This is a genomic window from Achromobacter sp. SLBN-14 (genome assembly GCF_006715415.1).
GTDB classification, from domain to species: domain Bacteria; phylum Pseudomonadota; class Gammaproteobacteria; order Burkholderiales; family Burkholderiaceae_B; genus Achromobacter; species Achromobacter mucicolens.
Genome location: NZ_VFNE01000001.1, coordinates 1,512,495 through 1,538,330, shown reverse-complemented (window position 1 = coordinate 1,538,330; position 25,836 = coordinate 1,512,495). Strand labels below are relative to the sequence as shown.

27 protein-coding genes are annotated in these 25,836 nt (G+C 59.9%); 15 read left to right on the top strand and 12 right to left on the bottom strand.

Features of this window, described 5'->3' with window-relative positions; genetic code table 11:
* Positions 1–319 precede the first annotated feature (319 nt).
* The 6 genes from FBY20_RS07065 to FBY20_RS07045 all read left to right on the top strand — a co-directional run bounded on the left by FBY20_RS07065 (position 320) and on the right by FBY20_RS07045 (position 4,018).
* Entirely contained in the window at positions 320–592 is a 273-nt protein-coding gene (locus tag FBY20_RS07065) for a hypothetical protein (RefSeq protein WP_142051080.1), read from the top strand.
* A 13-nt stretch (positions 593–605) separates the two neighbouring features.
* Positions 606–1,028 carry a hypothetical protein gene (locus FBY20_RS07060; protein ID WP_142051077.1) on the top strand — a complete coding sequence of 141 codons (423 nt, stop codon included), beginning with the start codon at positions 606–608 and terminating at the stop codon, positions 1,026–1,028.
* Positions 1,029–1,099: 71 nt separating this feature from the next.
* On the top strand, positions 1,100–1,249 hold the full coding sequence (locus FBY20_RS27745; protein WP_174245390.1) for a hypothetical protein: 150 nt from the start codon (positions 1,100–1,102) through the stop codon (positions 1,247–1,249).
* 26 nt (positions 1,250–1,275) lie between these two features.
* Positions 1,276–3,261 (top strand): ParB/RepB/Spo0J family partition protein, encoded by a 1,986-nt coding sequence (locus tag FBY20_RS07055; RefSeq protein ID WP_142051075.1) that lies wholly within the window; start codon positions 1,276–1,278, stop codon positions 3,259–3,261.
* Positions 3,262–3,386: 125 nt separating this feature from the next.
* The gene (locus FBY20_RS07050; protein ID WP_063954271.1) at positions 3,387–3,626 is read left to right on the top strand and encodes a type II toxin-antitoxin system Phd/YefM family antitoxin; all 240 of its coding nucleotides are present in this window, start codon (positions 3,387–3,389) and stop codon (positions 3,624–3,626) included.
* Positions 3,623–4,018, top strand: coding sequence for a type II toxin-antitoxin system VapC family toxin (locus tag FBY20_RS07045; RefSeq protein ID WP_142051072.1), 396 nt, complete (start codon positions 3,623–3,625; stop codon positions 4,016–4,018). Before FBY20_RS07050 ends, FBY20_RS07045 begins: the two co-directional genes overlap by 4 nt.
* 273 nt (positions 4,019–4,291) lie before the next feature.
* Here the strand turns inward: FBY20_RS07045 and FBY20_RS07040 are convergent, their stop codons facing one another.
* Positions 4,292–4,417, bottom strand: coding sequence for a YHYH domain-containing protein (locus FBY20_RS07040; RefSeq protein WP_142051069.1), 126 nt, complete (start codon positions 4,415–4,417; stop codon positions 4,292–4,294).
* A 127-nt stretch (positions 4,418–4,544) separates the two neighbouring features.
* Here FBY20_RS07040 and FBY20_RS07035 point away from each other — a divergent pair, with 127 nt between their 5' ends.
* The 3 genes from FBY20_RS07035 to FBY20_RS07025 are packed head-to-tail and all read left to right on the top strand — an operon-like array spanning position 4,545 to position 6,462.
* Positions 4,545–4,946 carry a hypothetical protein gene (locus FBY20_RS07035; RefSeq protein ID WP_142051066.1) on the top strand — a complete coding sequence of 134 codons (402 nt, stop codon included), beginning with the start codon at positions 4,545–4,547 and terminating at the stop codon, positions 4,944–4,946.
* Positions 4,947–4,996: 50 nt separating this feature from the next.
* Entirely contained in the window at positions 4,997–5,734 is a 738-nt protein-coding gene (locus tag FBY20_RS07030; protein ID WP_142051063.1) for a HupE/UreJ family protein, read from the top strand.
* A gap of 11 nt (positions 5,735–5,745) precedes the next feature.
* Positions 5,746–6,462 (top strand): transmembrane anchor protein, encoded by a 717-nt coding sequence (locus tag FBY20_RS07025; RefSeq protein WP_142051060.1) that lies wholly within the window; start codon positions 5,746–5,748, stop codon positions 6,460–6,462.
* A gap of 63 nt (positions 6,463–6,525) precedes the next feature.
* On the opposite strand, the gene FBY20_RS07020 is transcribed toward FBY20_RS07025, so the two are convergent.
* From FBY20_RS07020 to FBY20_RS07010, 3 genes are read right to left on the bottom strand one after another with little or no spacing between them, the layout of a single operon-like run.
* Positions 6,526–7,842, bottom strand: coding sequence for an MFS transporter (locus tag FBY20_RS07020; RefSeq protein ID WP_142051057.1), 1,317 nt, complete (start codon positions 7,840–7,842; stop codon positions 6,526–6,528).
* Between the two features lie 25 nt (positions 7,843–7,867).
* A complete protein-coding gene (locus FBY20_RS07015; RefSeq protein ID WP_142051055.1) occupies positions 7,868–9,019 on the bottom strand; it encodes a nickel/cobalt efflux transporter in 1,152 nt (383 codons plus the stop codon).
* An 11-nt stretch (positions 9,020–9,030) separates the two neighbouring features.
* Positions 9,031–9,309 (bottom strand): metal-sensing transcriptional repressor, encoded by a 279-nt coding sequence (locus FBY20_RS07010; RefSeq protein ID WP_142051052.1) that lies wholly within the window; start codon positions 9,307–9,309, stop codon positions 9,031–9,033.
* A gap of 145 nt (positions 9,310–9,454) precedes the next feature.
* Between FBY20_RS07010 and FBY20_RS07005 the strand changes: the two genes are divergently transcribed.
* From FBY20_RS07005 to FBY20_RS06980, 6 genes are all read left to right on the top strand, one after another.
* Complete coding sequence (locus FBY20_RS07005) at positions 9,455–10,393, top strand: chromate resistance protein ChrB domain-containing protein (RefSeq protein WP_142051049.1); 939 nt, start codon at positions 9,455–9,457, stop codon at positions 10,391–10,393.
* Positions 10,390–11,772, top strand: coding sequence for a chromate efflux transporter (gene chrA, locus FBY20_RS07000; protein WP_222119263.1), 1,383 nt, complete (start codon positions 10,390–10,392; stop codon positions 11,770–11,772). Before FBY20_RS07005 ends, chrA begins: the two co-directional genes overlap by 4 nt.
* 9 nt (positions 11,773–11,781) lie before the next feature.
* The gene (locus FBY20_RS06995; RefSeq protein WP_142051046.1) at positions 11,782–12,258 is read left to right on the top strand and encodes a chromate resistance protein ChrB domain-containing protein; all 477 of its coding nucleotides are present in this window, start codon (positions 11,782–11,784) and stop codon (positions 12,256–12,258) included.
* Between the two features lie 29 nt (positions 12,259–12,287).
* A complete protein-coding gene (locus FBY20_RS06990; RefSeq protein WP_142051043.1) occupies positions 12,288–13,217 on the top strand; it encodes a Fe-Mn family superoxide dismutase in 930 nt (309 codons plus the stop codon).
* Positions 13,218–13,897: 680 nt separating this feature from the next.
* The gene (locus FBY20_RS06985; protein WP_142051040.1) at positions 13,898–14,200 is read left to right on the top strand and encodes a hypothetical protein; all 303 of its coding nucleotides are present in this window, start codon (positions 13,898–13,900) and stop codon (positions 14,198–14,200) included.
* 153 nt (positions 14,201–14,353) lie between these two features.
* Positions 14,354–16,288: an RNA-binding domain-containing protein gene (locus FBY20_RS06980; protein WP_142051037.1), complete on the top strand. Its 1,935-nt coding sequence runs from the start codon at positions 14,354–14,356 to the stop codon at positions 16,286–16,288.
* A gap of 158 nt (positions 16,289–16,446) precedes the next feature.
* Here the strand turns inward: FBY20_RS06980 and mobF are convergent, their stop codons facing one another.
* The 8 genes from mobF to FBY20_RS06940 all read right to left on the bottom strand — a co-directional run bounded on the left by mobF (position 16,447) and on the right by FBY20_RS06940 (position 25,687).
* Positions 16,447–19,344 (bottom strand): MobF family relaxase, encoded by a 2,898-nt coding sequence (gene mobF / locus FBY20_RS06975; protein ID WP_142051034.1) that lies wholly within the window; start codon positions 19,342–19,344, stop codon positions 16,447–16,449.
* A 54-nt stretch (positions 19,345–19,398) separates the two neighbouring features.
* Positions 19,399–21,027, bottom strand: a complete 1,629-nt coding sequence (locus tag FBY20_RS06970) for a type IV secretion system DNA-binding domain-containing protein (RefSeq protein ID WP_142051031.1) — start codon at positions 21,025–21,027, stop codon at positions 19,399–19,401.
* Between the two features lie 61 nt (positions 21,028–21,088).
* The gene (locus FBY20_RS06965; RefSeq protein WP_142051028.1) at positions 21,089–21,493 is read right to left on the bottom strand and encodes a hypothetical protein; all 405 of its coding nucleotides are present in this window, start codon (positions 21,491–21,493) and stop codon (positions 21,089–21,091) included.
* 8 nt (positions 21,494–21,501) lie between these two features.
* Positions 21,502–22,209 (bottom strand): StbB family protein, encoded by a 708-nt coding sequence (stbB, locus tag FBY20_RS06960; protein ID WP_142051025.1) that lies wholly within the window; start codon positions 22,207–22,209, stop codon positions 21,502–21,504.
* Positions 22,210–22,218: 9 nt separating this feature from the next.
* Complete coding sequence (locus tag FBY20_RS06955) at positions 22,219–22,650, bottom strand: hypothetical protein (RefSeq protein WP_142051022.1); 432 nt, start codon at positions 22,648–22,650, stop codon at positions 22,219–22,221.
* Positions 22,651–22,690: 40 nt separating this feature from the next.
* Positions 22,691–23,569, bottom strand: a complete 879-nt coding sequence (locus tag FBY20_RS06950; protein WP_142051019.1) for a hypothetical protein — start codon at positions 23,567–23,569, stop codon at positions 22,691–22,693.
* A 734-nt stretch (positions 23,570–24,303) separates the two neighbouring features.
* On the bottom strand, positions 24,304–25,353 hold the full coding sequence (locus tag FBY20_RS06945) for a helix-turn-helix domain-containing protein (RefSeq protein ID WP_142051017.1): 1,050 nt from the start codon (positions 25,351–25,353) through the stop codon (positions 24,304–24,306).
* A gap of 64 nt (positions 25,354–25,417) precedes the next feature.
* Positions 25,418–25,687 (bottom strand): hypothetical protein, encoded by a 270-nt coding sequence (locus tag FBY20_RS06940; RefSeq protein ID WP_142051014.1) that lies wholly within the window; start codon positions 25,685–25,687, stop codon positions 25,418–25,420.
* Positions 25,688–25,836 lie beyond the last annotated feature (149 nt).

Here is a 25,836-nt window from a genome sequence, read left to right as displayed (position 1 = left end):
GCGCAATGCCTGTCCTGTAAGTCCGCCGCCCTAAACCGCCGACTGTATCACTGCGTTCCTCGTTCCAAGGGTCCGCTTCGCCGGGTGCTCTCCCGTTCGGTGCTCGGCCTTCGGCCTGCGCTCCGCATGCGGCATCCGCGCCCGCCCTTTCCAGTCGTCTCTCTGTGATCCAGCACGGCAAGGGCGACGAACTAACAGGACGGGCGGCAAACAACGCGCAGCCGCCGAACTGCGAAACCCGATCCGAAAACCTACGCAGGGGCTCGGAATCTTCAGTCCAGGTCAGCACTTCAACCCAAACGATTGCACAGGGAATTCCATGGCTAACACCGTACAGATCGCAAATGACGCCAAGCCGGTTGCTGTTTTTCTTCGCGGTTTGGAAGCCCGCGTTGAATGGGCAAAAGCGGGTCGTGAAGGCGATACGCTTTCGGCCTTGCTAAATGCAGAGGGCGACGGGTACCACGACTTTCAAGCCGGACGTGCGGGGAATGACGTCCCCCCGTTGCTGGCGGACGTCCCGGAGTTGGCGGCTGCTTGGTCAAAGGGGTGGGATCACGCCTACTTCTGGACCTTGCCCGAATTTTTCTGACGAGGGAACTCACATGTCTGCAAACGTCGTGCTCTATACCCAGCTTGCTTGCGCCCAATGTGAGCTGACCAAGACTACCTTGGCCGCTCGGGGCATCGAATTCACCGAACGAAGCCGCGTGGACTTTGCATCCGCCCTTGCAGGTAAGGGCTTTTCTCTCGCGCCCGTGTTGACCTTCGCGGTTGAGAACGAGTTGATCGCATGGGAAGGCCATCGCGCTGAGCTGATCGAACTGCTGGCGGACTTGATTGATACCGGCGTGGTTCCTGTTGATGGCCTGCGCGACAGAGACGCGGCGGAGGAAGCCGTGTTGACCAGGTTTCAGGTGATGCAGGAGATCCGCGACCACCAACTGAGCGCCGAAGACTTTTTCGCCGACCATGGCAATCAGCCGTTGTATCGCGGGCGCGACCTGCTGAACTGGCTCGGCTATTAACGAAAAGCCCCTACTCGGCTGCAACCGATAGGGGCTTGCACCTCGACCCACCCGTCAAAAGGAGAACCGTGATGAACCACGACTTTATCAGATTGGCGCATGACATGCGCCGCGCCCACCGGCTGGGCCTGAGCTTTCGCATCCCCGCGATGACGATACGCCAGCTCACCGCCCTCATCGCCGCGCTCGACGCGCACGAAGCCCCCGCCCAACTGCACTGATCTCGATATTGACCTGGAGCAATCTGATGAAACTCGATTCCAACGAACTCGCCGCAGTCCACGCCGCCGCCACGCGCATGGAAATCCCGCATTCGCAACTGCGGCTCAGTGAGGCGTATCAGGCCCGTGGACTGGAAGGCGGCAAGCAGGACCCCGAGGTTCTGGAACTGAAAGCCACCATCCAGGCAATGGGCGGGTTGCTGCAAAACCTCGTTGTGGTCGCAGCGCCGGACGGTTCTTATGAGGTGTGCGCGGGCGGGCGGCGCTGGACGGCCCTGGGCCTGCTGATCGCGGACGGTGTTTTTTCCGCCGATTACCCAGTGCCTTGCCTTGTCATTCCGGCCGCTCACGCGCACCACGCCAGCCTCATCGAGAACATCGGACGCAAGGCGATGCACCCGGCCGACGTGTACACGGCATACGCGCGCTTGCGCGACGAGAATTGGACGGTCGCGGCCATCGCTGCCGCGCATGGCGCATCGGAAGCGGCCGTGAAGAAGCTGCTGGCGCTGGGGAGCGTGTCGTCCAAACTCATGCAACTGTTCCGCGAGGGGAAAGTCAAGATGGACGAGATGCAGGCGCTCGCCTCGGTTTCGGACCACGCTCGCCAGGAGGCGGCTTGGCAGGCTTCGGCGAGCCAACCCTGGAACCGGGCCTACTACATCCGCCAGTTGCTGGCCGAAACCGAAATGCGCGGCGATTCGCCCGTCGCGCGGTTCGTGACCGTCGCCGCCTACGAAAAGGCGGGCGGGGAAGTCCGCCGCGACCTTTTCGAGAACGACGCCTATTTGGCTGACCCGGAAAAGGTGCGCAGCATGGCCGATGCCAAAATGCAGCGTTCCAAACTTTTCAAGGCGGTGCAGGCAGAAGGCTGGTTGTGGGTGGAGTGCCGCCTGTCGTTCGAGCACACCGACAAGAAGCCTTTCGGCGAAATTCCACTTACGCGGAGAGAACCGACGAAGGATGAGGCGAAGTCACTGAAAGCGCTACAAACCAAGTTGGCGAAGGTCGCCGATAGCCTTGGTGAGTTGGAACAGGATGACGATCGCGACGAGGATAAGTATTGCGACTTGATCGGAGAGCATGAACGGTTGGAAGAGCAAATCGATGCGCTTCAGGACACGTTCGCCGATTACCCTGCCGACCTCAAAGCTCTGGCCGGAGCAGTCCTGCACCTGAATTATCAAGGTGAATTGACTGTTACTCGTGGCCTGATCCGCCAGGACGAGCGTGACGCCGTGGCGCAGGCCATGCGCAGCAACGACGGAGACGGCCAAACCATGGCGGGCGTTGACCTGCCCCCCGTCATGACGCGGCCGGTGCATTCTGAGGCACTGACTAACCGGCTCCAGGCGCAGCGCGTCATTGCACTACAGGCCGAAATCATGGCCCGCCCGACGCTCGCACTCTGCCTGCTTCTTGAGCAGATGCTGGGCGACTTCGACGGCAGTCGGCGCAGCAGTGCGGGAGATTCGTTCGATATCTCGATGCGGACCGCGCATCACGAGCTGGCGAACACGGACGCTGACATCAAGAACAGTTCGGCCTGGGCTGCGGTGCACGCGCAGATAGAGGCAGTGACCAAGAATGTGCCGGGAGAGGATGCTGCGGTGCTGCCCTGGCTGCTTGAGCAGCCGCAGCCGGACCTGATCGAACTGCTCGCCGTGCTGGCCAGCGTCTCGCTCTACCTTCGCCAAAGCCATTCGTACGGTGCAGAACCCAAGCACCTGGACCGCCTGGCGGGCATCATCGACCTGGACATGAGCAAGTGGTGGAAGCCGACCACGCAGTCCTACCTTGCCCACGTGTCAAAGGACCGGCTCGCGGCAGTGGTCACTGAGGCGGTCGATGCCGAGCAAGCGAAGCCGCTGCTCGCGATGAAGAAGGCGCAGGCCGCCGCCGCAGCCGAGCAATTGCTGGAAGGGAAGCGCTGGGTGCCTGAACTGATGCGCACTCAACCCCTTGAGGTCTCATTTGCCGTGGAACATCCGATCGGGGAAATGGAGGATTAAGAACTGGCGCCCGGGCCCGCCCGGGCCTGCGCCCGGCGGGTGTGACTCTGGAGGCGAAAATGACTACTCAAGCTAGTCATTCACTGTTAAAATGACCATATTAAATGACCATTTTAGGAGGCGCGATGCATAGCCAGCAAGTTTCCAAGACCGAGTTCAAAGCGCGTGCGCTTGAGCTTTTTCGGCAAGTCGAAGCGACCGGGGAATCCATTGTCGTGACCGACCACGGTAAGCCCGCACTTGAGATCCGTCCCTATAGGGCGGTGGCCAAGCGCAATCCGTTGGATGTGCTGCGGGGCTCCGTCCTGCGGTTTGACGATCCTTTGTCGCCGGTCGGCGAAGATGCGTGGGAGGCAGCGCAATGATCGTGCTGGACACCCATGCGCTGGTGTGGTGGGCGGCAGGGGACGCGCAGTTGAGCCGTCCCGCACGTGAGGCCATTGAGGCCGAAGCGCAGGACGGTGAAATCCTGGTATCGGCCATCAGCGCCTGGGAAGTCGCAATGTTGGCCAAGGCCGGACGTTTGGCTTTGACCATGGATGCGGAGACGTGGCTGGATACGGTCGCTCAAGTGCCTGCTATTCGGTTCGTTCCTGTGGATGTGCGCGTTTCTGTTCAGTCCGTGGACCTACCTGGGGAATTCCACAAGGACCCGGCTGACCGCATCATCGTGGCCACGGCGCGGCATCATTCGGTGCCTCTGGTATCTGCTGACTTGAAGATTCGCGATTACCCACACGTTCAGACCATCTGGTGATGTAACCCATCTCCCAAAGCAAAGGGCCGCCCTAGGGCGGCCCTTTGCTTTGGATGCACGGCGTATTGGATCGGGGCGTCCAGGACTGCTCACGGCCGGAGGCAGTAATCGGCGACGGGCTGATTTCGACCCATAGCGGCCAATCGGCATGGCCAATTGGCAGGCGATAGTTATTGCACATCACTAGAAATACACAGTCTGATCGCGTGCATTCTCGTGAATACCGTTACATGGGAGAGGTCGACGCAATCACTCTCTCCCATGTATCAGAGATCAGTGGCAGTGTGATCCGCCGTTTTTGGTGTCACGGTGACAGCCGTTCTTGTCGGTGCCGCCACTATGCGCCATCGCGGACACGGAAACCAACATCGCCACAATTGCAAATGCGATCTTCTTCATGATTGCCTCTCCTCGGTGAAAGAGCTTCAGATAGCTCTTCGTAGTATTTAATCATATGGGTATCATCCAGATACGCTCACGGGTTCAAACTGCTTTTGCCTTATCCCCCCGGGTAGGATAGGATCGCTTGTCTGCTGACGTTCAATCTGCTGGCTTCATGTTTACTCGAGCCCCGTCCTTGCCTTCGATTTTGTTGCTGGCGCTTGCCATTCTGGTTGCGCTGGTGCCGCTGCTCGGGTCGCCTTTTCATAGTGGTGTCACCGACCACAGCGATGGGCTCACTCATGATTCGATCATCTCGACGGACTTGGGCTGCTCGAAGGCTTCGGACGCTGTCGGAACTTGCCTCGCGTCTTCATTCCTCGACCATGTCGGAGAGGATCACTCGCACGAACAGAAGTATTACCTGATCACGTCGGCCTCGACCTGGGAGCCGCCGGTTGCTTGGGCTGTATCGCAATACGTGCGACAGATGTATTGGGTCCCGGCGCGCCAACAGGACCGGCCCCCCGATTCTGAATTGAATTGAACTGTCAGCCCCGACGGGCTGGTCACGATCAATCATTTTCAGGATCTACGATGCAATATTCTTTACTCCCCACGTGGGAGCAGGGAAGAGGGTTCCTATTGAACCGTCTTCTAGCTCCTGCTGTTCTAGTGCTGACCTTGGCATTGCTGTTCGCGTCAAACGCATTCGGCCACGGTGTAGCCGAGGGCGACAAGGGTTACATCCAGGAAATCAGCGGCGTTCACCTACTGCCGTTCATCTACCTGGGCGCCAAGCACATGGTCACGGGATATGACCACCTGCTTTTTCTGTTCGGCATCATCTTCTTCCTATACAAGCTTCGCGACATTGGCCTTTACGTAAGCCTCTTTGCGGTCGGCCACTCCACCACCTTGCTGCTGGGTGTGTACTTCGGCACTACGGTCAGTGCCTATCTGATTGACGCCATCATCGGCTTGTCCGTGGTCTATAAAGCCTTGGACAACATAGGTGCCTTCCAGCGATGGTTCGGATTCCAGCCTAATACCAAGATCGCCACGCTTGTCTTCGGCTTCTTTCACGGCTTTGGTCTTGCGACAAAGATCCTTGAGTACGAGATTGCCCGCGATGGCTTGATCCCCAATTTGTTGGCATTCAATGTCGGTGTAGAAATCGGCCAGCTACTGGCTTTGGGGGCCATCCTGATTGTGATGGGCTTCTGGCGCAGATCCGCCAGCTTCCTTCGCCACGCCTACACCGCAAACGTCGCCATGATGTGCGCCGGCTTCATGCTGATCGGATATCAGCTCACCGGCTATTTCGCCGCTTAAGAGGTTCAGTTATGTACAACACCGATATTCCGACGCGCGCTGAATTGCCGTCTACTGCAAAGCTCCTGCGCTCCACTGCCATCGCGGCGGTAGTGGCCGCCGTCCTTCTTGTCACCGCTGTGCTGCCAGGCGAATACGGCATTGATCCCACCGGCGTAGGAAAGGTGCTCGGCCTGACATCAATGGGTGACATCAAGGTAGAGCTGGAAAAGGAGGCCGCCGCTGATGCGCAAGCGGGGAAGACGTCAGGACAGGGCGTCGCAGCTACATCAGGCGCTGCCGTGCCGCTACCCGTGCCCCAAGCGTCCGCGCCGCCGCTGCAGAACATCGCAAGTGCCACCCCGCCACCTGTGCCAGCGCCAAAGCCCGTTACCGAGTCTTCTCAAAAGGCTGCCGTGACAGGGAGCAATGATGAAACGACATTTACCCTACGGCCGGGACAAGGCGCCGAAATCAAGTTGAACATGAAGCAAGGCGCCAAGGTGACGTACACCTGGAGCACACAGGGGGGGGCGGTCAACTTTGATACGCATGGGGATCCCATCAACCCACCGAAAGACTTCTATCATGGCTATGGCAAGGGACGTCAAGTCACCAAAGATTCGGGTGAGATTGAAGCTGCATTCGATGGTAAACACGGCTGGTTCTGGCGGAATCGCAGCAAACAGGACGTGACCATCACTTTGCAGACGACGGGGGATTATCAGGATCTCAAGCGCGTTCTGTAAACCTCGGTCGGTACGATAAGCAGTACCAAGAAGCAATGGCCCGGGCAACTGTCCGGGCCATTTTTAATTTCGGTCAGGCCAGCGGCGATGATTGTCGTCCACGATGAACTCATGGGAATGATCTTCAGCGTGCCCCATTCCTGAGGCTAGATGAGGGTGGTCTGGTTCAAGGTCAGGATGCCGATGCGTAACCCTGTCAGGATCGCTTGTAGGCCAGATCACCGCTGCGGCGGCGACAGCCATACAGGCAACGGCCCCCATCACTACGAACATTGTGGGCACACTGGCATTGGCACTCAGCCAGCCGGCAAGTGGATAGGTGATCAACCAACAAGCATGGGATAACGCGAACTGCGCAGCGAAAAGGGCCGGCCGATCCTCCGGGTGAGCGGAGCGCCGAAGCAATCGACCTGAAGGGGTCTGAGCCAGGGAGTAGCCTAAGCCCAGCATGGCCCAAAGTGGCAAAAGCCAGCCATACGAGGTGATAGCTATTCCCACGAATAGACCGCTTGCAAGCACCAACCCGCCTACCAGCATGGCTCGCCTATCCTGAACGCGCTCAAGCATGCTCGGTAGGGCTAGCGCAGCCACCATCGAACCACCTCCAAAGGCCGCGAGAGCCCAGGCGGTGGCATGCTGAGTGAGTCCGAAATTTCCCTGCACGAGCACAACGGTGTTCACGATCACCATTGCGCTCGCTGCCGCCACAGCGACATTCAATGTCAGCAAGCCGCGAAGGCGCGGCGTCGCCAGATAGATTCGTAGGCCGCGCGTTGTACGCTCGTAGATGCCGCGCGGCAGGGGCGCCTGTCCTTTGGGCAGCACCACTGAAACCACTAACGCCGCCGATGCCAGGAACCCGACCATCGTTCCCCAAAACAAGCTGTGAAAGCTAACGACGGTCAACAGTAGTGCCGCCAGCATTGGGCTGGCGACACTCTCCAGGTCATAGGCTAGCCGGGAAAGGGAGAGGGCCCGCGTGTAGTCTTCCTTGTTGGGCAGCACATCTGGAATCGTTGCCTGGAACGTCGGAGTAAACGCGGCAGACGCCGACTGTAAGAGGAAGATTAAGAAATAGATCTGCCAAGGCTGAGTAACAAACGGCAGTGCCAGGGCTACAGCCGCGCGCAGTAGGTCCAACGCCACCAGCATCGATCTTCTGGGCAACCGGTCGGCAAAAGCGGTCGCGATCGGCGCAACACCAATGTAGGCCAGCATCTTGATTGCGAGCGCTGTGCCCAACACCTCGCCGGCACTGGCTCCCGCGAGGTCGTAGGCTAAGAGCCCCAGCGCCACCGTAGCCAGGCCGGTACCCACGAGCGCGACAACCTGGGCGGCGAAGAGATGGCGATAAGTGCGGTTGGCAAGAATGCTAAGCACGTGTTAACTCCTGAGCGGGGCGCTGTTAACCGCGGAGCGCCTGTAACCCAAGCCAGCCGTTTAGTCCGACGTATATCCCCACCGCGATGATTAACAGGCTGGATAGGTAAGGCGCGCGCCGTGCGACTGCCGAAAACCAGCTGTACCGTCTTGTCGCGTGACGCACGCTCAACGCTGCCACGGCGCCGACGGTGACCAGCGTGATCGCTAAACCGATGGAAAAGCACAGCACCAGGACTGCGCCTAGGGTGAATTCCTTGAGCTGAAGGCAGAGCAGCAGCACCGTAATTGCGGCAGGGCAGGGAATCAATCCTCCCGTCAGTCCAAATAGCGCGATCTGCCAGTTCGTGACGTTCTTGTCGGAAAAGCGACGTCGGATGTCATTCGCATGTGCCAATTGGTGGGCATCTTGAAAGCCTTCTCCTGACACGTCCAACCCACGGAGTTCCTCGTGGATGTGATCGTGCTGGTGTGCATCGCTTTCGATGAAAGCAACGTCATAGCTGTGTGTGTGATGGCCGTGCCTCAGGCTCAACCGCGCCATGAACTGATGGGGTTCAGGAATTTCGTCGACGGACTCCAGGTATTTACCCCGATCCATAAAAGCAAAATGCTGCACCGAGCCATCTGGACGTTCTGTGCAAACGCTGACGTCCAAGGCGTGCCACGCGCGCCCATTCATAGTCCGTAGGCGCCAGCGCGGCGGGACACCTTGCTCGAAGACCTCCAAAACTACCCGGCCGTGGCCTGTGTCAATTTCCCGGCGCTCTTCGTCATGAGCATGCGCACTGTGCGAATGACCATGATCGTGGTCGTGCGACTCGTTCGCATGCTGTTCCCGCCAAGTCCGCCAGAACATCCAGGCGGCAATCAGCACGATGATCAAGCCTGATGCCAACTGGAAGTAGGGCTCCAAGCCTTCGGCGTCCACACCCTGCCACAAGTACATCCCTCCAAGGCCGATCCCCCACACGATCAATGTGTGCGAGATCGTTGCGGTGATACCGAGTAGCACTGCTTGGCCAACGGTGCCTCGGATGGCGACGATGAACGCAGCCATCATCGTTTTGGAATGACCGGGCTCAAGACCGTGCAACGCGCCCAGAAGTATGGCGCTTGGTATGAACAGCCACGCGTGGGCGGCTCCTTGCGCAAGGAGATCGGAAAAGGAAAGCATGGGTGTGCCTGCTAGAGATACTTCGTAATTTCTTTGAACTCGTCGATGGTGCGTCGACGCTCGTCATTGAGTTCGCCTACCGCATCTTCCAGACAGTGGTCAATGTGGTCCTGAATAAGGATTTTCTTAGCCTGGGATATCGCCTTTTCGACTGCATGCAACTGCTGCGCAAGATCCAGGCAGGAACGATGGTCTTCCATCATTTGCAGGATGCTCCGCAGGTGGCCTTCGGCGCGCTTAAGGCGCTTAGCGACTGCGTCATGGTGGTGGTGCGGGTTTGATATCGTCATGCGGCGATAGTATCCCCCCTGGGGGGATGTTGCAGGAAAAACCTTGAGATCGACTAGGGATCTATTGCGTTCTCATGTTTATGTTGCTTGTAGATATAGATACAAAATTGTAGATAACGCTACTTCAAAAGAGTACTCTTGGCTCATGAACTGGCTGACTCTGATCCTCTCCCTGCCCACTGAAAACGCCACGGCACGCATGCGCGCCTGGCGAGCCCTGAAATCTTGCGGGGCAGCTGTGTTGCGCGACGGTGTCTACATCTTGCCCAAGCAGGATGGCAACGACACCTTGACTTCTATTGCGCAGGACGTACGCGATAGCGGGGGCAGTGCCTATCTGCTTCACGCAGCGGTGAGTGGTGACGAGGAGGGCGAGTATCAGGCGCTTTTCGATCGGTCGCCTGACTATGCCGAGCTGATGAAGGAGGTAGCACAGGTGCACGGCTTGCTAACTCCGGCCAGCGCCATGGAAACGCTCAAGCAGACCCGCAAGCTACGCAAACGGTTTGTACAGATATCGCTTGTCGACTTTTTCGCCGGCGAGGCACAACGGCAAGCGGAGTTCGCACTGAAAGATCTGGAAGAGGGGGCAAATCGGGCGCTATCACCGGACGAACCCCATGCTGCGGATAGCGCGATTCCGTATCTGTCCGCCGCCGACTATCGGGGCCGCACGTGGGCAACCCGGGCACGCCCATGGGTTGATCGGCTGGCTAGTGCATGGTTGATTCGTAGATCCATCGATCCAGACGCCTGCTTGCTATGGCTTCAGTCGCCAGTCGATTGTCCGAGCGACGCCTTGGGTTTCGATTTTGACGGGGCGACTTTTTCGCATGTCGGTGCCAAGGTCACTTTCGAAACCCTGCTGGCCGCCTTTCGCTTGCAGAGTCCGGCGTTGGACCGTCTGGGATCGATTGTTCATTACTTGGACGTTGGTGGCGTGCAGCCAGCGGAAGCCGCGGGCGTGGAACAGATCTTGGCTGGTTTGCGCGAGACGATCAGCGACGACGACCAGTTGTTCGCTCTTGCTAGTAGCGTTTTTGACGGTTTGGCGGCTAGCTTTTCCAAAGAGGGCGGGAAATGAATACTCGAATGCAGGAAGGTGCAGCCCCGCCCCTGGATCCTGGCGGTGTCCCGGTGGAGGCACCGCTGCCCGTGAGTTTCCGCCAAGCGCTCTGGTTCTGGCTGAAACTGGGATTTATCAGCTTCGGCGGACCTGCTGGGCAAATCGCCATCATGCATACCGAGCTGGTCGAGCGGCGGCGTTGGATCAGTGAACGCCGCTTTCTACATGCACTGAACTACTGCATGTTGCTGCCCGGTCCGGAAGCTCAGCAGCTGGCGACCTATATTGGATGGCTCCTCCACAGGACTAGGGGTGGGGTAGTAGCAGGGGGCCTTTTTGTGCTTCCCTCGCTGTTCATCCTGATCGGCTTGTCGTGGGCGTACATCGCCTGGGGCGACGTCCCTGTCATCGCTGGGCTGTTCTATGGAATCAAGCCCGCGGTGACGGCGATCGTCTTGCACGCCGCGCATCGAATCGGCTCCCGAGCGCTGAAGAATCCGGCGCTCTGGAGCATTGCGGCGGCCGCGTTCGTTGCAATCTTCGCGATGAATGTGCCATTCCCGTTAATCGTCGCAGCGGCAGCAGTGGTCGGTTTCATTGGTGGCAAGAAATGGCCGGAGCATTTTCGTATTGGCGTTCGCCACGGCTGCGGCGCAACGGGCTCCGGTCCTGCTCTGATCGATGACGACACGCCCACACCTGAGCACGCCAGATTTCGCTGGTCACGATTGGCAGCGATTGTGGGAATAGGGGGCTTGCTGTGGGCAGTGCCTATGGGTGTACTGGCCGTTGTGTACGGCTGGCACGGTGCGTATACGCAGATGGGTTGGTTCTTCACCAAAGCGGCCTTTCTGACTTTCGGCGGTGCATACGCGGTGCTGCCATACATCTATCAAGGCGCCGTAGACACCTATGTGTGGCTCACGCCAATCCAGATGATCGACGGCTTGGCGCTAGGAGAGACCACACCAGGACCACTCATTATGGTGGTCGCCTTCGTCGGCTTTGTCGGGGGGTACGCGAAAGCTCTTTTGGGCCCTGACGCTTTGTTCCTGGCCGGTGCGCTGGCTGCAACTATCGTCACCTGGTTTACCTTTTTGCCTTCCTTCCTATTCATTCTGGCAGGCGGGCCGCTGGTGGAAGCGACTAAGGAAGATCTGAAATTCACGGCGCCACTCACGGCTATCACCGCAGCGGTAGTCGGCGTCATTCTCAACTTGGCGGTGTTCTTTGGATATCACGTCCTATGGCCGGAGGGCCAGGCAGGGCGGTTCGACCTGGGCTCGGCGCTGATTGCGCTGGGAGCCGCCATCGCGCTGTTTAGGTTCAAACGCGGTGTTATCGAGGTCATTGCGGCTTGCGCCGTGATTGGCCTTATCGTGAAACTCACCCTATGAGGTGGCGCCATGAAATGGATTACGCGAGAACATCCGAAAATTGACCGCATAGCCTGTCCTTGGCTGATCAGTCGGTACATCGATAAAGACCCCGAGTTCTTGTATGTTCCAGCCGACTGTGTGCTGAGCGAAGCGGAAGCAACTGGAGCTGTGCCGTATGACATCCCAGGAGTCACCCTGACGCACGTTGGGGAGCGATGCAGCTTCGACACGTTTCTAGATCAATACGAGTTGCACGACTCAAGCCTACAGGAACTCGCAGTGATCGTGCGCGGGGCAGATACAGGCAGATTGGACCTCGCGCCACAATGCGCCGGCCTTCTGGCCGTATCACTCGGGCTGTCTCGGAATTTCCCTGATGACCATGAGATGCTCGAACGCGGTCTGGTGATTTATGACGCGCTATTCGCCTGGTGCCGCTACGCACGCGGCGAAGCCCACAATTGGAACTATGCGTCTGCGGGTGTTCGGGCGGCCTCGCCATAGGTGCGGACCAAAGTGAAGGGAGAGTCATTATGGAACTGATGGCGAAGCCGTTCCTCGTGGACCCAGAACGGGTCTCCGGGCTGAGTGGGCTGCTTGTACGCAGCCACTATGAAAACAACTATCTGGGAGCGCTGGCACGATTGAATGCCATTAGGAAAAAACTGGAGGAATCGCGTTGGAAACCGACGCTCGCTTTTTCGCTCATCGGTGCCAAACGAGAGGAGTTGCTCGCAGCCAACTCCGTGTTCCTGCACGAGGCTTACTTTGAGGTTCTAGGAGGTGATGGGATAGTTCCCGCAGGCGGGCTTTCCGTCGCATTGGAGCGCGATTTCGGGTCAGTAGACCAGTGGCGCGCGGAATTCACCTCTCTGGCAAGAGCGATGAGCCGGGGATCCGGTTGGGCGATCCTCGCTTGGTCCTCGCGCGAGGCCAGGTTGGTCAACCAGTGGGCGGGTGACCACACCCAGCTATTGGCTGGTGCTTCGACGTTGCTCGCACTAGACATGTACGAGCACGCCTATCACATCGACTTTGGAGCGAAGGCAGCTGCCTACGTCGACGCGTTCATGGCTGGAGTCCAATGGGATGTCGTCGCGTCCCGATATGCCAGGGCGATAGATGAAGCGAGCTTAGGAATGGGAATCCAAGCATCTGAAGCGGCGGCCGAGGGCGCAATCACAATTTTGGACGTGCGACGGCGTCCCGTGTATTCCCTTTCCTGCGAGAGTATTGCAGGCTCTGAGTGGCAAGACCCTGCGCAGCCTACCGAATGGATGCGTAATATCGAAAAGTCCGGACCTGTCATGGTTTATTGCGTCCACGGTCGTGAAGTCAGCCGCAGCATCGCATTGGCGCTTAACGCTAAGGGTATCCTAGCGCGATATCTCGCTGGGGGGATCGAAGCATGGAGAGAGGCTGGGCTAGCTTTGGCGACTGAAAGGACGCACGCGATGGACTGAGCGCAAGGCCCAAGAGGCAACTGTCAGGGGAATGTCCGCATCTGGCCGGGAGCGGTCTTTCGTGGTTGGCGCTCCGGGGTTGCTGACTTCCACTCACTCCGCAACATCCGCCAAAGCAAAGGGCCGCCCGGGGGGCGGCCCTTTGCTTTGGATGATCGGCGTCTTGGATCGGGGCGTCCAGTCCCGCCGGCTGCGCCGGCGGGGCCGTCCTTCGGACTTCGTGAGCGTCCCCCGGACGCTCACAGGTGCCCTTAAAGTCCCCGGCGCCAGGGGCGGCGCCGGGCCCCTTAAGGCCACCACACAGGACGCACCCTGCGGGTGCGGGTATCCCTTTGATTTTTTGTTGTTTTTCTTGCGGAGAGCAGCTTTCTTTTGTCTGACAACGAAACCTGCACAGCTAGCGAGATCAGCTTGAAACAAGGGCTCGCGCGCAATTCTGTCGTATACAAATCGCCTTTCGGGCGTGAAGAACGGCGCAACGTGGACAAATCCGGGACAATTTCGGGACGAGGCCGGTACCGAATAGGCACCAACTTGGGACTCGGCAGGGACGAACCCGGCACAATACTGGGACCACTCCGGTACAAGGTGTGCTCTGCACCACTGGATGGCTCGTGGCTTTTCGCGCATCGCTTATATTGAGCGCGGTTTCTATTAATAACGAGCCGAGGAGGCTTTAGATGGTCAAGCTTGCAGACACTGCGCAGCCCCATTCCCCGACGAGGGTTCAGGGCTGGCTGACGTTGTTCGCGGCGATGTTCGCGTCCGCACAGACGTGGTTCTGGATCAAGAAGACGTCGGAGTTTGGTGACATAGTTGTCTCGGAGTTTGATAAATACGGGCCCTTCTATTGGAATGCCTTGGTTTGCTTTATCGCTCTGTTCTTTCTGGGCATATTGGCTACGTTATGGGGCTGCGTTGCGCAGCATCTACTGGGGAAGCTCCGCGCCAGAATGTTCCCGAGCGCGAAGGTGATCGGGTGAAGGGCATAGAAGCGACAGCTTGCGACGGCCGCTAGCGCGGGACTGCGTGCAGGCTGCTATGCAGGGCTTTTTTGACCCGCGACGAATCACGGCTTGAAAGATCTGGGCACCCCGCTCATTTGAGTCCCAGGTAATCGTATAGGACAAGGAAATATGGCCTCAACGCTCTACAGCCAGAATTTTGACTTAGCGAACCTCGCAGAGACGACAGACGTCGAATGCAAACTGGCGCACGGCAAAGACGGTGCGGGGCAGGTGCCGAAGTCCTTTTGGGAGTCATATAGTGCAATGGCCAACACGCATGGCGGCGACATTCTGCTTGGCGTAGAAGAAAGGGGGGCTGGCCTCATTGCTGTGGGAGTTCCCAACGCGGAGAAGGTTGTTCAGGATCTGTGGAACGGCGCACACAACACGAATCAAATCAGCGCCAACGTCCTCGGTCCCAACGACGTTCGCCGAGTTTCGATCGGCGAAACCGAAATCGTGGTGGTTTCAGTTCGCCAAGCCAGGCGAGAGGAAAGGCCCGTACACGTTGGTCTGAATCCCATGACTGGCACGTACTTGCGTCGGAATGAGGGGGACTTTAGAGCGACCGAGGAGCAGGTCCGCCGGATGATGGCAGAGAGGGTTGAGGACGCTCGAGATGCTCGGGTCCTTGAGCACTACGACATTGCGGACTTGGACCTCGAAAGCGTTACGTCATATCGCAACCGATTCTCGGCAGTGCGCCCCGGCCATATCTACCTAGACCTGGGAACTCCCGATTTCCTTCAGAAAATCGGCGCTTACGCTCGAGATAGGGCGACAGGCAGAAGCGGATTAACACTGGCCGGCCTCCTAATGTTCGGGCAGTCGGAGACTATCCGGGAGGTTCTGCCGAACTACATGGTCGATTATCAAGAGCGGCCTGAAGCCAAGGCCGAAAAGAGGTGGGTTGATCGACTGATTCCGGATGGATCCTGGTCCGGCAATGTCTACGATTTCTTCCGGCGCACCTATCAAAAGCTGACGGATGGTTCGAAGGTGCCGTTCCGCCTAGTGGACGGCCAGCGCGTGGAGGACAGCGCGCAGACGGAGGCTTTGCGAGAAGCCTTGGTAAACACGCTCATCCACGCGGATTTCACGGGACGGGTGTCCGTGCTCGTGGTCAAACGTCCGGATATGTACGGTTTTAGAAATCCTGGGCGGATGCGCATTCCGCTGGAGCTTGCTCTGGCGGGTGGAAATAGTGATTGCAGAAATCGACGCTTGCAGACCATGTTCCAGCTTGTCGGGTACGGTGATCACGCCGGTTCTGGGATACCGAAAATCTATAGCAACTGGCAAAGCCAACAGTGGCGGCGTCCTTCCTTGTACGAGTTGGATGAGCCAGAGCAGACGCTCATGGAACTGCGTATGGAGAGCATGTTTCCGGAGGAAGCCATTGACGGTCTGAAGGAACGGTTCGGCGAGCGCTTTGCAGAGTTGCCGGAACTGGAACGCTTAGTATTGGTGTCCGCGGCGGCGGAAGGCGTCATTAACCATGCACGCGTAAAGGAACTGTGCGCCGATCACCCTGTGGACATAACCCGCGCGCTGACGTCGTTAGTGCGGACGGGGATGCTCGAGTCGGACGGCGTCCGTAGGGGGATGATTTACTTCCTGCCAGGATACAAAAAGGACAATTCGGAACTGTTCGCTACCCCCGCGACCGGCTCGGCGCAAGCAGCCGAAGCGATCGCTGCGGCGCCTTCCAGCTCTGGACATAAGGCGCCCACCTCTGGACTTAGCGACCTCGCCTCTGTACATAAGGCCGCTGTAGAGGAAGGGGGGGTAGACCTACAAGAACGGTTACAAATTCTCCTCGAGGGGAAACCGCTCCCCGGGCGAATGTCACCCGAACGGATGGCCGAACTCATCGTGTCACTTTGCGATGATCGTTTTGTAACGCTCCGGGACTTGGCTCAGACACTCCGCCGTTCAGACGCGTCCCTGAGAAAGCACTATTTGAATCCCCTCGTAGATGCAGGGATGCTGGTGCGAAAGCATCCCGCGCCTAGCCACCCCCAACAGGCGTACAAACGGCGCACCGAAGGAACGGATGCCTGAACGAGGCCGGCCCAGCTTGAGTATAGGCCTGGGACGGATATGCAAATGTTCAGATATCAGGGGGGCCGCTTCCGTGACGGGAGTTTCGGGAATACACAACACCCCGTGACTTTTGCGTGTGACGAACGGTGGTTGCACACCATTGAATCGTGGGCTTTTCAAGGGTCGAGTTCCATGTTGACGGGATTCTTTTGCGCTTGCCACGCACGGGCGGGTTCAATTCCGATATCGAGAGCCGCAGTCTTTTCCTCCAGGCGATCAACAGCTTTGGCAAGTCGGCCAGCGTCGTTCGTAAAAACCTCCGTTTCATGACGTGCGCGCGAGATCGCAACGTAATAGACGTCTCGCTGCGTCGTTCGGCTAAAGCTCTCGCCATTGATGAAAGCGCGATCACATGTCAGCCCTTGGGCGCTGTGGCTTGTCGCCGCATAGGCGCGATCAAGGTGCAAAGGTGATCCTGCATCCAACGTCACCCGCCGACCGCCGCCCTCGATGGTGACGGTCGTCGGTGTAACGGCCGACACTCTGAAGCGGCCACCGTTCACCAGGTCGAGCTTGGCATTGTTGCGAGTGACACGAACCAGATCTCCTGCAGCTAGCTCGGCTTCGACTGGCTGGTATACGGAGAGCTTCGCAGCTCGCGCCGGGTTGAATTGGGTTCGCTCTTTGGTTACGACGTGCTCGACCACCAAATCACGGGGCCGCTCTGGCGCCGTACCGATGACTCGGTACATCTCACCTTCACGCAAGTTGCCGGACTTGTAGTCGCGCTCTGGTTGAATGACGTCATCAACGAAGTAATACGACGCCACACGCCGCTCGGCCTGAGTGGTGTCACGCCTCGTGAGAAGGTTGAACTCGAAACCGCGCCCGCCCAGACCAATGGCTTGGTGAACCGCTTCGTTCAGGGCGTTGCGTGATTTGTTCGTACCTGTCACGATCAGCGTCTCGTGTCGCTCGTCAGCACTGAGTGCAGCATATCGATCAGCGATGGTCCCGTATCGCTCGTCATCGTCATTGATGGTATGGACCGCTTTCAGCTTGTTGCTCAGGACTCCCAACGAAGCTGAGGCCCTTCCTGTAGCGGCCAGTTCTACAGCCTCTTTCAGTTCCGGCGATTTCTGACGAATGATGTCGCCCATGAGCGCGGTTTCCATCCCGGCAACCTGCAACTGATGGAACGGCCGGCCCGCCTCGATTGCCTTCGTCTGCCCGGTATCTCCCAACATCACAACGCGGGCACCATCGGCCTCAGCCATTTTCATCAGTCTTTCCATAATCCGAGCGGGGATCACGCCTGCCTCGTCGATAACAAGCACAGTCTTGTCATCAAGCTTGAAGCGCTCTTGTTGCCGTGCTTCCAACACCGAGGCGACGGTCCGGGCTTCCATGTTGAGTTCTCGCAAAGCCTCGATCTGCTTCCCATACGAGGCTACGGCCTGCACGGTATAGCCCTCGGCCTCGGCCACTTCCTTCACTTGTGCGAGCATGTGAGACTTCCCTGTTCCCGCCAAACCTTGGACCCCTACGAAGCGGTGCGCCGTGCTCAGGATTAGAGACGCTGAAGCCAACTGGCCAGGTTTGAGCCGCTTGCCTGACAGTGCTGCCTGAGCAGCTTCGACTTCGAGGATTGGGGCCACCTGATCGCGGCCCTCGCGCTCGATCTGCAAGATTCGCTTCTCCCGCTCGCGAGCAGACTGCGTGGTGTACTGCGCGCCAATGGGAATGACCTCGCCGCGAGCGATCGATCTGCGCACGCTTTCTTCGGCACGCTTTTTAGACATGCCACCATCGACAAGCTCCTGGACCATAGCCGTCTTCGATCTGGCTGGTCCGCTGTGCTTCTTGACGTCGCGATACTGCAGCGTGCCGAGAATTAGGTGACCTTTTCCTAAGGAGCGTCGTACCGCGGCCTTGAGGTCGTTCAACGTGACGCCGGTCCCGTGCGCGCGGCGCAGCGCCGTTTCTAACATTTCCTTGCCCTCCATCACCGACTCGCGTTCGGTGTGGTGCTTGATCGCCCATCTCAAGCATTCGTCTGCAATAAGGCCGGCGGCCTCTGGTGTGAGGGCGGGCCGTTCACCGGATGCGGGCTGGCTTCCAGATTCGGCTCCCATTCCCTCGGAGACATCGCGTTCCTTCCCTCGCGGGCGCCCCGCGTTGCTCAGATCGACCGCAAGATCAACGGCCTGGCGTTCCCAGTCCTTCTGAAGCTCTTCGCGCGTAATCTCCGGAGCCTTGTTCATGCGTGTCTTCAAAGCGATGGTCTGCTTTAGCGCCCGGCTAGCCGTACCCCGGGTTTCACCCATGGCGGCCAGCTCAGCATTGATGTCCTGAGAGCGCTTCGAAAAGCCTTCGACCTGGGCGCGGGAAATATGAGCAAGCTCGAACGATTTGCGCTCGTAGCGCAGCTGGTGGCCTGCTTTCTCGAGACCGGTCGCCAGCTCGGCGTGATACACGGCCTCCGTCATTGACTTCAGACGGTAGATTTCGTCGTTCGAGATTGCCGTCCACGTTCCGTCGGCGCGTCGCGTGATATTCAATAGCAGCGCATGCGTGTGCAATTGAGGATCGGAGTAGGCGCCCTCCGTTGGCCTTGCCGTCTCATGCCGAAATTTCGCAATGGCGGCGTTGCCGGTGCGCTCGCTCGTAGTGATTCCATTCGCGGTCTGCCGAGCGCGTAGAAGCTCCTGTTCAAGGAATTCGAGCGCTTTAGTGACTGCCTGGTCATGAGCTTCTATGACCGAAGAGTCTCTTCCAGCCAGCGCCTGAATGCTCACGCTTTTTGGCGGGGAGAACGTCATGTCCAACGCAGCGCGGGCCTGCGCATCTAGTCGTACCGAGCGGGACAACGTCACGTCAGGGCCAAAATCTCCACGCAGAGCACGAAGGAACTCGTCCTGCCGGATGTTGCCCGTGAGGCCAAGAGCTTCCGCAGCCTTTCCCTGCCATTGCGCGGCGGTGCCGTCTCGGCTGTAGTAATCGTCCTTTTGATCCGCGTAGTAGTGCGACGCCTTGTTGGCGGCGCTGCGGTGGATGGTCTTGAGCGAAATCATCGGATGCTCCATGCGAGTGGCCGCCGGCGGCGCCGGCGACCTGGTGTGATGCGCTTACGCTGCGAGTGTCGGATCCTCGGGTAGATCGACTTGCGACCAGGGTTGGGGGCCGCCGGCGGACGCGCTGGTCATGCTTCGAGCGCCGCCGCGCCTTGCTTCGACAAAGGGTGCATTGCGAATGGCGAAGGTCCGCGGCTCGAGCACAAACTTCGAGATCGGCCGGTTGCCGGCGAAGGCGACCCAGCCGGTAAGTTCAGGCAGCGTTTGCACTTGCGCCGGGGTGACGACGCGTTCGGTGGAGCGGACCATGCGTTCGCTCGTGTTGGGCGTCTTGCCGGGATTTCGGCTATCGGTGTATTCCGGACGCGCGACCTCATGTTCGCCGAGCGACTTGGACATGACCTCAGCGGTTTCAAAATCGGTCTTGGAGCCGCCCAGCACGACCAGCGAGCGGAAGCTTGCCCGTAGAGTCTGGGACATCTTCTCTCCGAAGATGTCGTCCATCTGGGACACCGATTGCAGGCCGGCGAGCGCCCGGCCCCCGTTCTTGCGACCCTTCGTCAAGAAGTCCTCCAGGCTGGCCATCTTCTCCATCGAACCCAGCTCATCGATGACAAGCCACCACCGCCGCGCCTGATCTTCTGGCAGCGACAGCAGGGCCGAGCAGAACACGTCAACGAAGGCGGAGATAAGCGGCTTCATCGCCTCCTTCATGTCTTCGCGCCAGGTGATGTACAGACTGCCGGTGCCTCGTTCCATCCAGTCTCGGATACTGAACTGTCCAGCAGGCATCGTGACGTGTTCCGCGAGATACTTGGAGAGGACAAAGCGTGCGCTCGTCAGGGCTTTGCTCGCCTCGGCGGAGCCGGCGAATAGGGACTCTGCCAACGTGCCGGACAGGAAGGTCCGCAGATCCTTGTCGGAGGCGATTGTGGTCCAACGAAAGAGCTCCTCGATGGACGGCGTGCCCAGCTCGTTGAGCTTACGGGCCGTCTCGCGCAGCAGGAGGCGGGCGTAGCCGTTCCACTCTTCCGCGTTCGCGTCTTTCCCCAGGGGAACAATGGAGAGCGCCAAGCGCTTCCAGTCGTACTCCGCCCGCACCTCGTTGAAAAATGACCACCCCTCGGTACGCTGGTCGTAGGGGTTGAGCAAAACGTCGCTTTCCCGCCCGAACTTGCTGTAAAGGTCGCCGTTCGGATCGACTACGACCATGCGGTCGCCGCGCCGCAGGGCGGAATAGACCAGGTTGCGCAATAACACCGACTTGCCGCTGCCCGTTGCTCCGTTCAGAAGGATGTGGAGATTCTCGATGCCCGTCGGCATCGGGACACCCGCTACATCGATCTGCTGGCGGCCATTCTCCGCGCAAAGCTTCTGCAGCTTCTTGACGGGCACCGCCTCGGTCCCGCGAATGTGCTTCTTGTATCCCGCGCCGTCAAAGCCATCCTTGGTCGAGTACTTTTTGAGGGTGAGGGAGAGCGCGAGCGCTAGGACGAAGGCGATGCTGGGCGCCGCGATCAGGGAGGGGTAGTCCGGCGTGGAAACGACCCAGTGTGAGAGGACCGTCCAGGTTATGTGGGCAAAGGGGAGGCCAGAGATAACCTTGGCTGTCAGGAGCCAGGCGCAAAGCGGGAAAACGAGTAGGGCGAACTTGATGATTCGCCGGCGTATGTCGGGTGCCATGAAAGTCCTTTCGGAAATAGAAAGAAGGCGTCTGAGGACGCCTTCGTGATTGCGGCTTGGGCTAGCGCAGAGCCAGCGTCATGAGTGCGGCGCCGATGCCGCTTCCAATGAGCGCGCACACCCCGCACAGCACACCAGCCCGCCACGCGGTCGCGGGCAACGCACGGGTTGCGACGCGAGTCGCGATACGGGCTTCGGACGTCGACTTGGCGAGGGTCCGGCTTGCCTCAAGAAGCGAGCGGGCGGCTTGACCGCCGGCATCTGCCGCCGCCTCCAGGCCCGCTTGGCGCACGGTGGAGGGCAGCGCATGCATCGCCTGGGAGATTGCCTCTTGGCGTGCCGTCAGCTGTTCCATCAGTCCTACAAGTTGCGCGCTCTCCTGCAGCATGTCGCGGTACAGAAGCTCCATCCTGCTGCGGGGGATGACGGACGAAGTGGCCGGGCCATCGGGAGGTGTGGCGGTCACGGAGCCTCCTACAGGAAGAGTGCGCCGAACGCCTTGTCCAACTGGCGGTCGACCGGACGCGCCAGCGACTGCAGGGCGTGCATGTCGCTCAGATGGCTGACGAGCCTCTCGTCGTCGCGGTCAGCCTCGCGCAGCTCCTGGCGATAGTCGCGCGGATCGGCGAGGATCTCCTTGATCGTAGTCCGCTTGTTGGCCAGCAGATCGAACACTTCGTTCTCGAAGATCGCCGCTTCAGGATTGGCGCGGAGATCGCCGGATTGCTTTGCGTAGCCAAAGATGGCTGCGAACTCCTCTCGGACGTCGGAATCGACGCGATTGAAAAGCACGCGCACCCGGTCAGCCGGCACGCCCATCTGCGCGAGAACCTGGACGGTCTTGATAGTCTCCCGCTGTGCCTTACCCGAGGGGACCACGGGCAGGACGTAGTAGTCGATCTCGAGGTGCGCCTGGTCATACTTCACCAGCTCGGCCAGGAAGTCCTCGATGTTGGAGGCGCCGACGTCCACGATGGCAGCTTCGGCCATCAGCAACTTGCGAAAGAGCCGGCCGAACTGGCCGCCGCGCATTTGTTCAACTGCGAGACCCAGGTCAGCTGCGCTCTCGTTGGTCGACTCGACGGCGATGATCTCGGCGTCCGGAATGCGGGGTGCCAGCAGGTGGCTGGTCGTGACGGTTTTGCCGACAGAGCCGGAATAGTTGACGGTTGCGATTTTCATGGTTAGTGCCTATTTTCTTCGGCCGATTTCGGCCAGTTCGTTGAGGTCAATGGGATCCGAAGCAGTGCGAAGTCGTACCAAGTCGCCTTTGGTCGTGATCGTTGGCGTTACCGCAGGGTTCGCCGGAGGAGCGGAGCGCGACGGGGCGCCGGAATCATGGTTCGGTGTAGGTGTCGTTGGGATTGGGTTGGCGGATGGCGGGCCGACTTGGCGCTTTCGCCAACGAATAAGAGCCTTCCGAACAGATTCGGCCTTCAGCGCGTACCCTTCCTTGTCGAGAGCCTCTGCCATCTCGCTGTACGAAACGCCCTGTTGTTGCAGCGCGTCCAGGGTCGGCAGCAATGCCCGAAGCTTGGCCTTTCGGCTCGTGGCCGCGAGTGTGTTCAGCCGCTGAACAGTGGTAGGTTGAAAGCCGGACTGTGATGAGTGTTTCTTTTCCATGGTGAGTAGCTTCACCGTTGCTGGTGCTAGGCAGGTTTGTCTAGCGTTCGAGGGCGCCCGAAGTTTTCTCCACGCCCAGCTTCTGTAACGTGTTCACTTCGAGCGCGAGGGTGTCGACCTGGCGCACCAGGCCAACCTTGCCGCACGGGTAGCTGATCTCCACTTCCTTGCCCACGTATTGCTGGGGGTCGGAAATTGCCAGCGTGCCGATCCTGTGTTCAATTGCGACTTCATCACCAACGATCTGGCACGCGATATCGCCTCGGATCGAGACGAGCTGGCCGCGATAGGTCGCGCCAATCTCAGCGGGCTGCACGGGAAGCGAGCCTTCCCAAAGGTCATCTGCAATGTCGAGCTTCAGATCTGCGGCCGCGCCGTAATCCCGCAGGAGCTGGGCGGCTCGGTCGGCGGACATGACGGAGTAGGACCAACCTTCGGCGTCGCGAGCATCGTCGACCACGTACTCTTTGACGAGCGCCTCACCAACCTGGTCGATAGCGAGCACAGTGATGCTGGACCGATAGGCCGGGTCTTGCTGTGCCGGATTCCACAATTCGGCGCGTGCCTCCACAGGCACACTGGTCTGCAGCGCCGTGTGCGTCTCGAGATGCGGATAGTCGTAGAAGCGTTCGGTGTCGATGTCGCGGACGGATCTTCCGTCCCAGCGCTCGATTCCCTCCGCCGCGCCGCGTTCCAGTTCGTCTCGATGAGGATCGGCTGACAGGTCGCGGGCCTCGGCGGCCGGCCCGAGCGAGGGGGCATGGACGAATCGCTCGCCGGTGCTGATGATTGAGATTTCGACCGGCTTGCGTTCCCCGTCGGCGGAAAGAGCTCGCGGGCTTTTCGAAACGTCCGCGCGATCGGGCTGGGCCGGGCGAAACAGCGCTTGGACTTTGGATTTCCAATCAGAGATTTTCATGAGATTTCCTCGTGAAGTGAAGGTGCGTAGCGGTCCCGGCTGGGCACCGGTGGGCGGTTAAGTTGACGTGAGCCGTGGCGCCCCTCCTGCTGGAGAACCTGGGTTGGAGGAGGGGGAGCCGCGCCCGTGGGCGGGCGCGGGGGAACCGTTGCGGTTCCCCGGGGGGTCGGAAGCGCGGACGCCGCTAGGCGGCCGGCCAGGGGGGCAGCAGCCCCCGCGCTTGTGGGGCCTGCCGATCCCCACCCGGCGGGATGCCCGCCGGGAAGGGGACGGACCTTTCCATGGCGCGAGCACGCTGGCGCGGCCCTGGAGGTCAGCAGCGGTGGCGCGGCTTTGGCCAAGTTCGGCAGACGGGTCGGGGCGCTCAGGGCGGGGCGAGGCCAGCGGCCCGCAACGCCCCGGGGGGACGTCTTTCCCCCGCCCGACGGCGCATTGCGCCGGCGGGGAGGGGGACTGAACCTAGGGGTTCAGGCCGGCGCCAAAGGCGTCGGGGCGGAGGGAGCGCAGCGACCGAAGGGTAGGCGGATCGGTCTTCGCGATGAGCCAGCGCCTCGCGCGCGACTCTCTCTAAAACCTATAAAACCTATATATACCTATTGGGTACCGTTTTCGGTACTGGCAAAAAGCCGTTTTCGGTACTGGCGAATGGAGAAATTGGGACGGGCAAAAACACTTTTCGGGCTAGGCCCAAAATTGGGACTAGTCCCGATACCGGGCCATGCTGTGGACAACTTCTAATGGGACGGCTCAAGCCCAGCGGCCTGGAACACGCGAGCCTTGAAATGGGGCGGCGGTTCGTTCGGGGCCTGTTCCAAGCCGAGCTTCTTGCCCGTGGCCACGATGCCGGTCCAACTGTTCTGCCAGGCCGTGCCCGCCGTCTTTCCGGCGTCCCGCTCCCGGAAAACCCAAAGCCGCCATGACTCGAACCAGTCGGGCGACATGCCCAGTTCTCCGGGCCTGGACCGCATGTACGCGCTGAAGGTGGCGGCCATGGCGTCGATCTTTTCCTGCGTCCAAAGCGGCCGCTGCTCCTGCGTCCAACTTCGCCACCGCTCCGGCAGGGTCCAACTCGCTGGAAGCCGGGTCTGGCCGGCGCCGGCAGCGCGCGCTTCGGACTGGCGGCGTCGAGCCTTTCGCTTGGATCCCTTCGCTGCTTTGCTTGTGGGCATGTTCCGTGCGGCATCAGAGGCTGGCTGACCTGCCGCGCCGACGGCAGTACCCGTTGCATCGATTGATCCGGGCGCCGGAAGGAACGTCGCGTCCGTCACGCCTTCGTGCGGCGACGGGGCGTCACCTTTGGGGAGAAACAGCGATTCCTCGACCGCGGATCCTTCCCGCTCTGACGGCTGGCTTTGGTTGGCATTCGTCCCGCCGGCGCCGGCGCGAGCTGCCGGCGGCACATTCCCATCATCAACCTCGAACCCGTCCTGCAGCGCCAGGTCCTGCTGCGCTGCCTGTGACTCGCCGCCGGCGACGGCGCCGGTGGACGCAAGGTCGATCAGGGGGACCGCATTCGGGCACAGGCGATAGATGATGCTGCTGCGATTGTCGCCGGCACGACGCCCAGTGTCTTGTATTGCGCCCAGCTCGCGTAGCCGGCCAAGAGCTTCGATGACCGTCTTACGGTTCAGATGTGTAACCTTGGCCAGATAGTCGATCGACGCGAAAACAGTCCAGTGCTCGGCATCGTAGCGAACAAGCAGCGCCAGGTTTAGCAATACGATCTTGGACGAGGACTTCTGGACGCTGGCCATTCTGGCCCATTTTGCTGCTTCGACGCTCATGTTCGTCCCTTGCGTTGCATTGAGTTTTTGCCGGGTAAAGATTCTTGCGCGTACAGCGTGCTGATCACGAGTTCGTCTCCAGTGATTCAGCGATGGAGCGGCGTGCGCGCAATGGCAGGCCGTGTGCTTCGTAGAACTCGCGGCGGGCCATCAGCCACGCTTTGTAGGGCCAGGCACGGCGCTCACCCCACGGGTACGCGTCCTTGATGGCCTGGTGGGTTTGTTCTGTGCTGAGGCCTTCGGCACGGCAGCGCTCGAAGACGCTTTGCATGATCTTGTAGGCCATGCGGGTGCGTGCTTCCTGCGCGCCGCGTTGGCGGTTCGCTCGGGTCATGGAAGTCTCCGGGTGGAATTGGCGTCGGCACGCTAGAAAAGGTCGGCCGACGGCGGCGCAGGCCCGGATGGTCGGGGTGCGCTGGAATTAGGGAAGAGGGAGAAGATGGTGCGCCGTGCGCCGAGGGTGGCGTTTCAGACCGCAACGAC

Excerpts from the sequence above, each read along its gene's own strand:
- FBY20_RS07065 (WP_142051080.1), top strand. The coding sequence starts at position 320 with ATGGCTAACACCGTACAGATCGCAAATGACGCCAAGCCGGTTGCTGTT.
- FBY20_RS07060 (WP_142051077.1), top strand. The coding sequence starts at position 606 with ATGTCTGCAAACGTCGTGCTCTATACCCAGCTTGCTTGCGCCCAATGT.
- FBY20_RS27745 (WP_174245390.1), top strand. The coding sequence starts at position 1,100 with ATGAACCACGACTTTATCAGATTGGCGCATGACATGCGCCGCGCCCAC.
- FBY20_RS07055 (WP_142051075.1), top strand. The coding sequence starts at position 1,276 with ATGAAACTCGATTCCAACGAACTCGCCGCAGTCCACGCCGCCGCCACG.
- FBY20_RS07050 (WP_063954271.1), top strand. The coding sequence starts at position 3,387 with ATGCATAGCCAGCAAGTTTCCAAGACCGAGTTCAAAGCGCGTGCGCTT.
- FBY20_RS07045 (WP_142051072.1), top strand. The coding sequence starts at position 3,623 with ATGATCGTGCTGGACACCCATGCGCTGGTGTGGTGGGCGGCAGGGGAC.
- FBY20_RS07040 (WP_142051069.1), bottom strand. The coding sequence starts at position 4,417 with ATGAAGAAGATCGCATTTGCAATTGTGGCGATGTTGGTTTCCGTGTCC.
- FBY20_RS07030 (WP_142051063.1), top strand. The coding sequence starts at position 4,997 with ATGCAATATTCTTTACTCCCCACGTGGGAGCAGGGAAGAGGGTTCCTA.
- FBY20_RS07025 (WP_142051060.1), top strand. The coding sequence starts at position 5,746 with ATGTACAACACCGATATTCCGACGCGCGCTGAATTGCCGTCTACTGCA.
- FBY20_RS07015 (WP_142051055.1), bottom strand. The coding sequence starts at position 9,019 with ATGCTTTCCTTTTCCGATCTCCTTGCGCAAGGAGCCGCCCACGCGTGG.
- FBY20_RS07010 (WP_142051052.1), bottom strand. The coding sequence starts at position 9,309 with ATGACGATATCAAACCCGCACCACCACCATGACGCAGTCGCTAAGCGC.
- FBY20_RS07005 (WP_142051049.1), top strand. The coding sequence starts at position 9,455 with ATGAACTGGCTGACTCTGATCCTCTCCCTGCCCACTGAAAACGCCACG.
- chrA (WP_222119263.1), top strand. The coding sequence starts at position 10,390 with ATGAATACTCGAATGCAGGAAGGTGCAGCCCCGCCCCTGGATCCTGGC.
- FBY20_RS06995 (WP_142051046.1), top strand. The coding sequence starts at position 11,782 with ATGAAATGGATTACGCGAGAACATCCGAAAATTGACCGCATAGCCTGT.
- FBY20_RS06990 (WP_142051043.1), top strand. The coding sequence starts at position 12,288 with ATGGAACTGATGGCGAAGCCGTTCCTCGTGGACCCAGAACGGGTCTCC.
- FBY20_RS06985 (WP_142051040.1), top strand. The coding sequence starts at position 13,898 with ATGGTCAAGCTTGCAGACACTGCGCAGCCCCATTCCCCGACGAGGGTT.
- FBY20_RS06980 (WP_142051037.1), top strand. The coding sequence starts at position 14,354 with ATGGCCTCAACGCTCTACAGCCAGAATTTTGACTTAGCGAACCTCGCA.
- mobF (WP_142051034.1), bottom strand. The coding sequence starts at position 19,344 with ATGATTTCGCTCAAGACCATCCACCGCAGCGCCGCCAACAAGGCGTCG.
- FBY20_RS06970 (WP_142051031.1), bottom strand. The coding sequence starts at position 21,027 with ATGGCACCCGACATACGCCGGCGAATCATCAAGTTCGCCCTACTCGTT.
- stbB (WP_142051025.1), bottom strand. The coding sequence starts at position 22,209 with ATGAAAATCGCAACCGTCAACTATTCCGGCTCTGTCGGCAAAACCGTC.
- FBY20_RS06955 (WP_142051022.1), bottom strand. The coding sequence starts at position 22,650 with ATGGAAAAGAAACACTCATCACAGTCCGGCTTTCAACCTACCACTGTT.
- FBY20_RS06950 (WP_142051019.1), bottom strand. The coding sequence starts at position 23,569 with ATGAAAATCTCTGATTGGAAATCCAAAGTCCAAGCGCTGTTTCGCCCG.
- FBY20_RS06945 (WP_142051017.1), bottom strand. The coding sequence starts at position 25,353 with ATGAGCGTCGAAGCAGCAAAATGGGCCAGAATGGCCAGCGTCCAGAAG.
- FBY20_RS06940 (WP_142051014.1), bottom strand. The coding sequence starts at position 25,687 with ATGACCCGAGCGAACCGCCAACGCGGCGCGCAGGAAGCACGCACCCGC.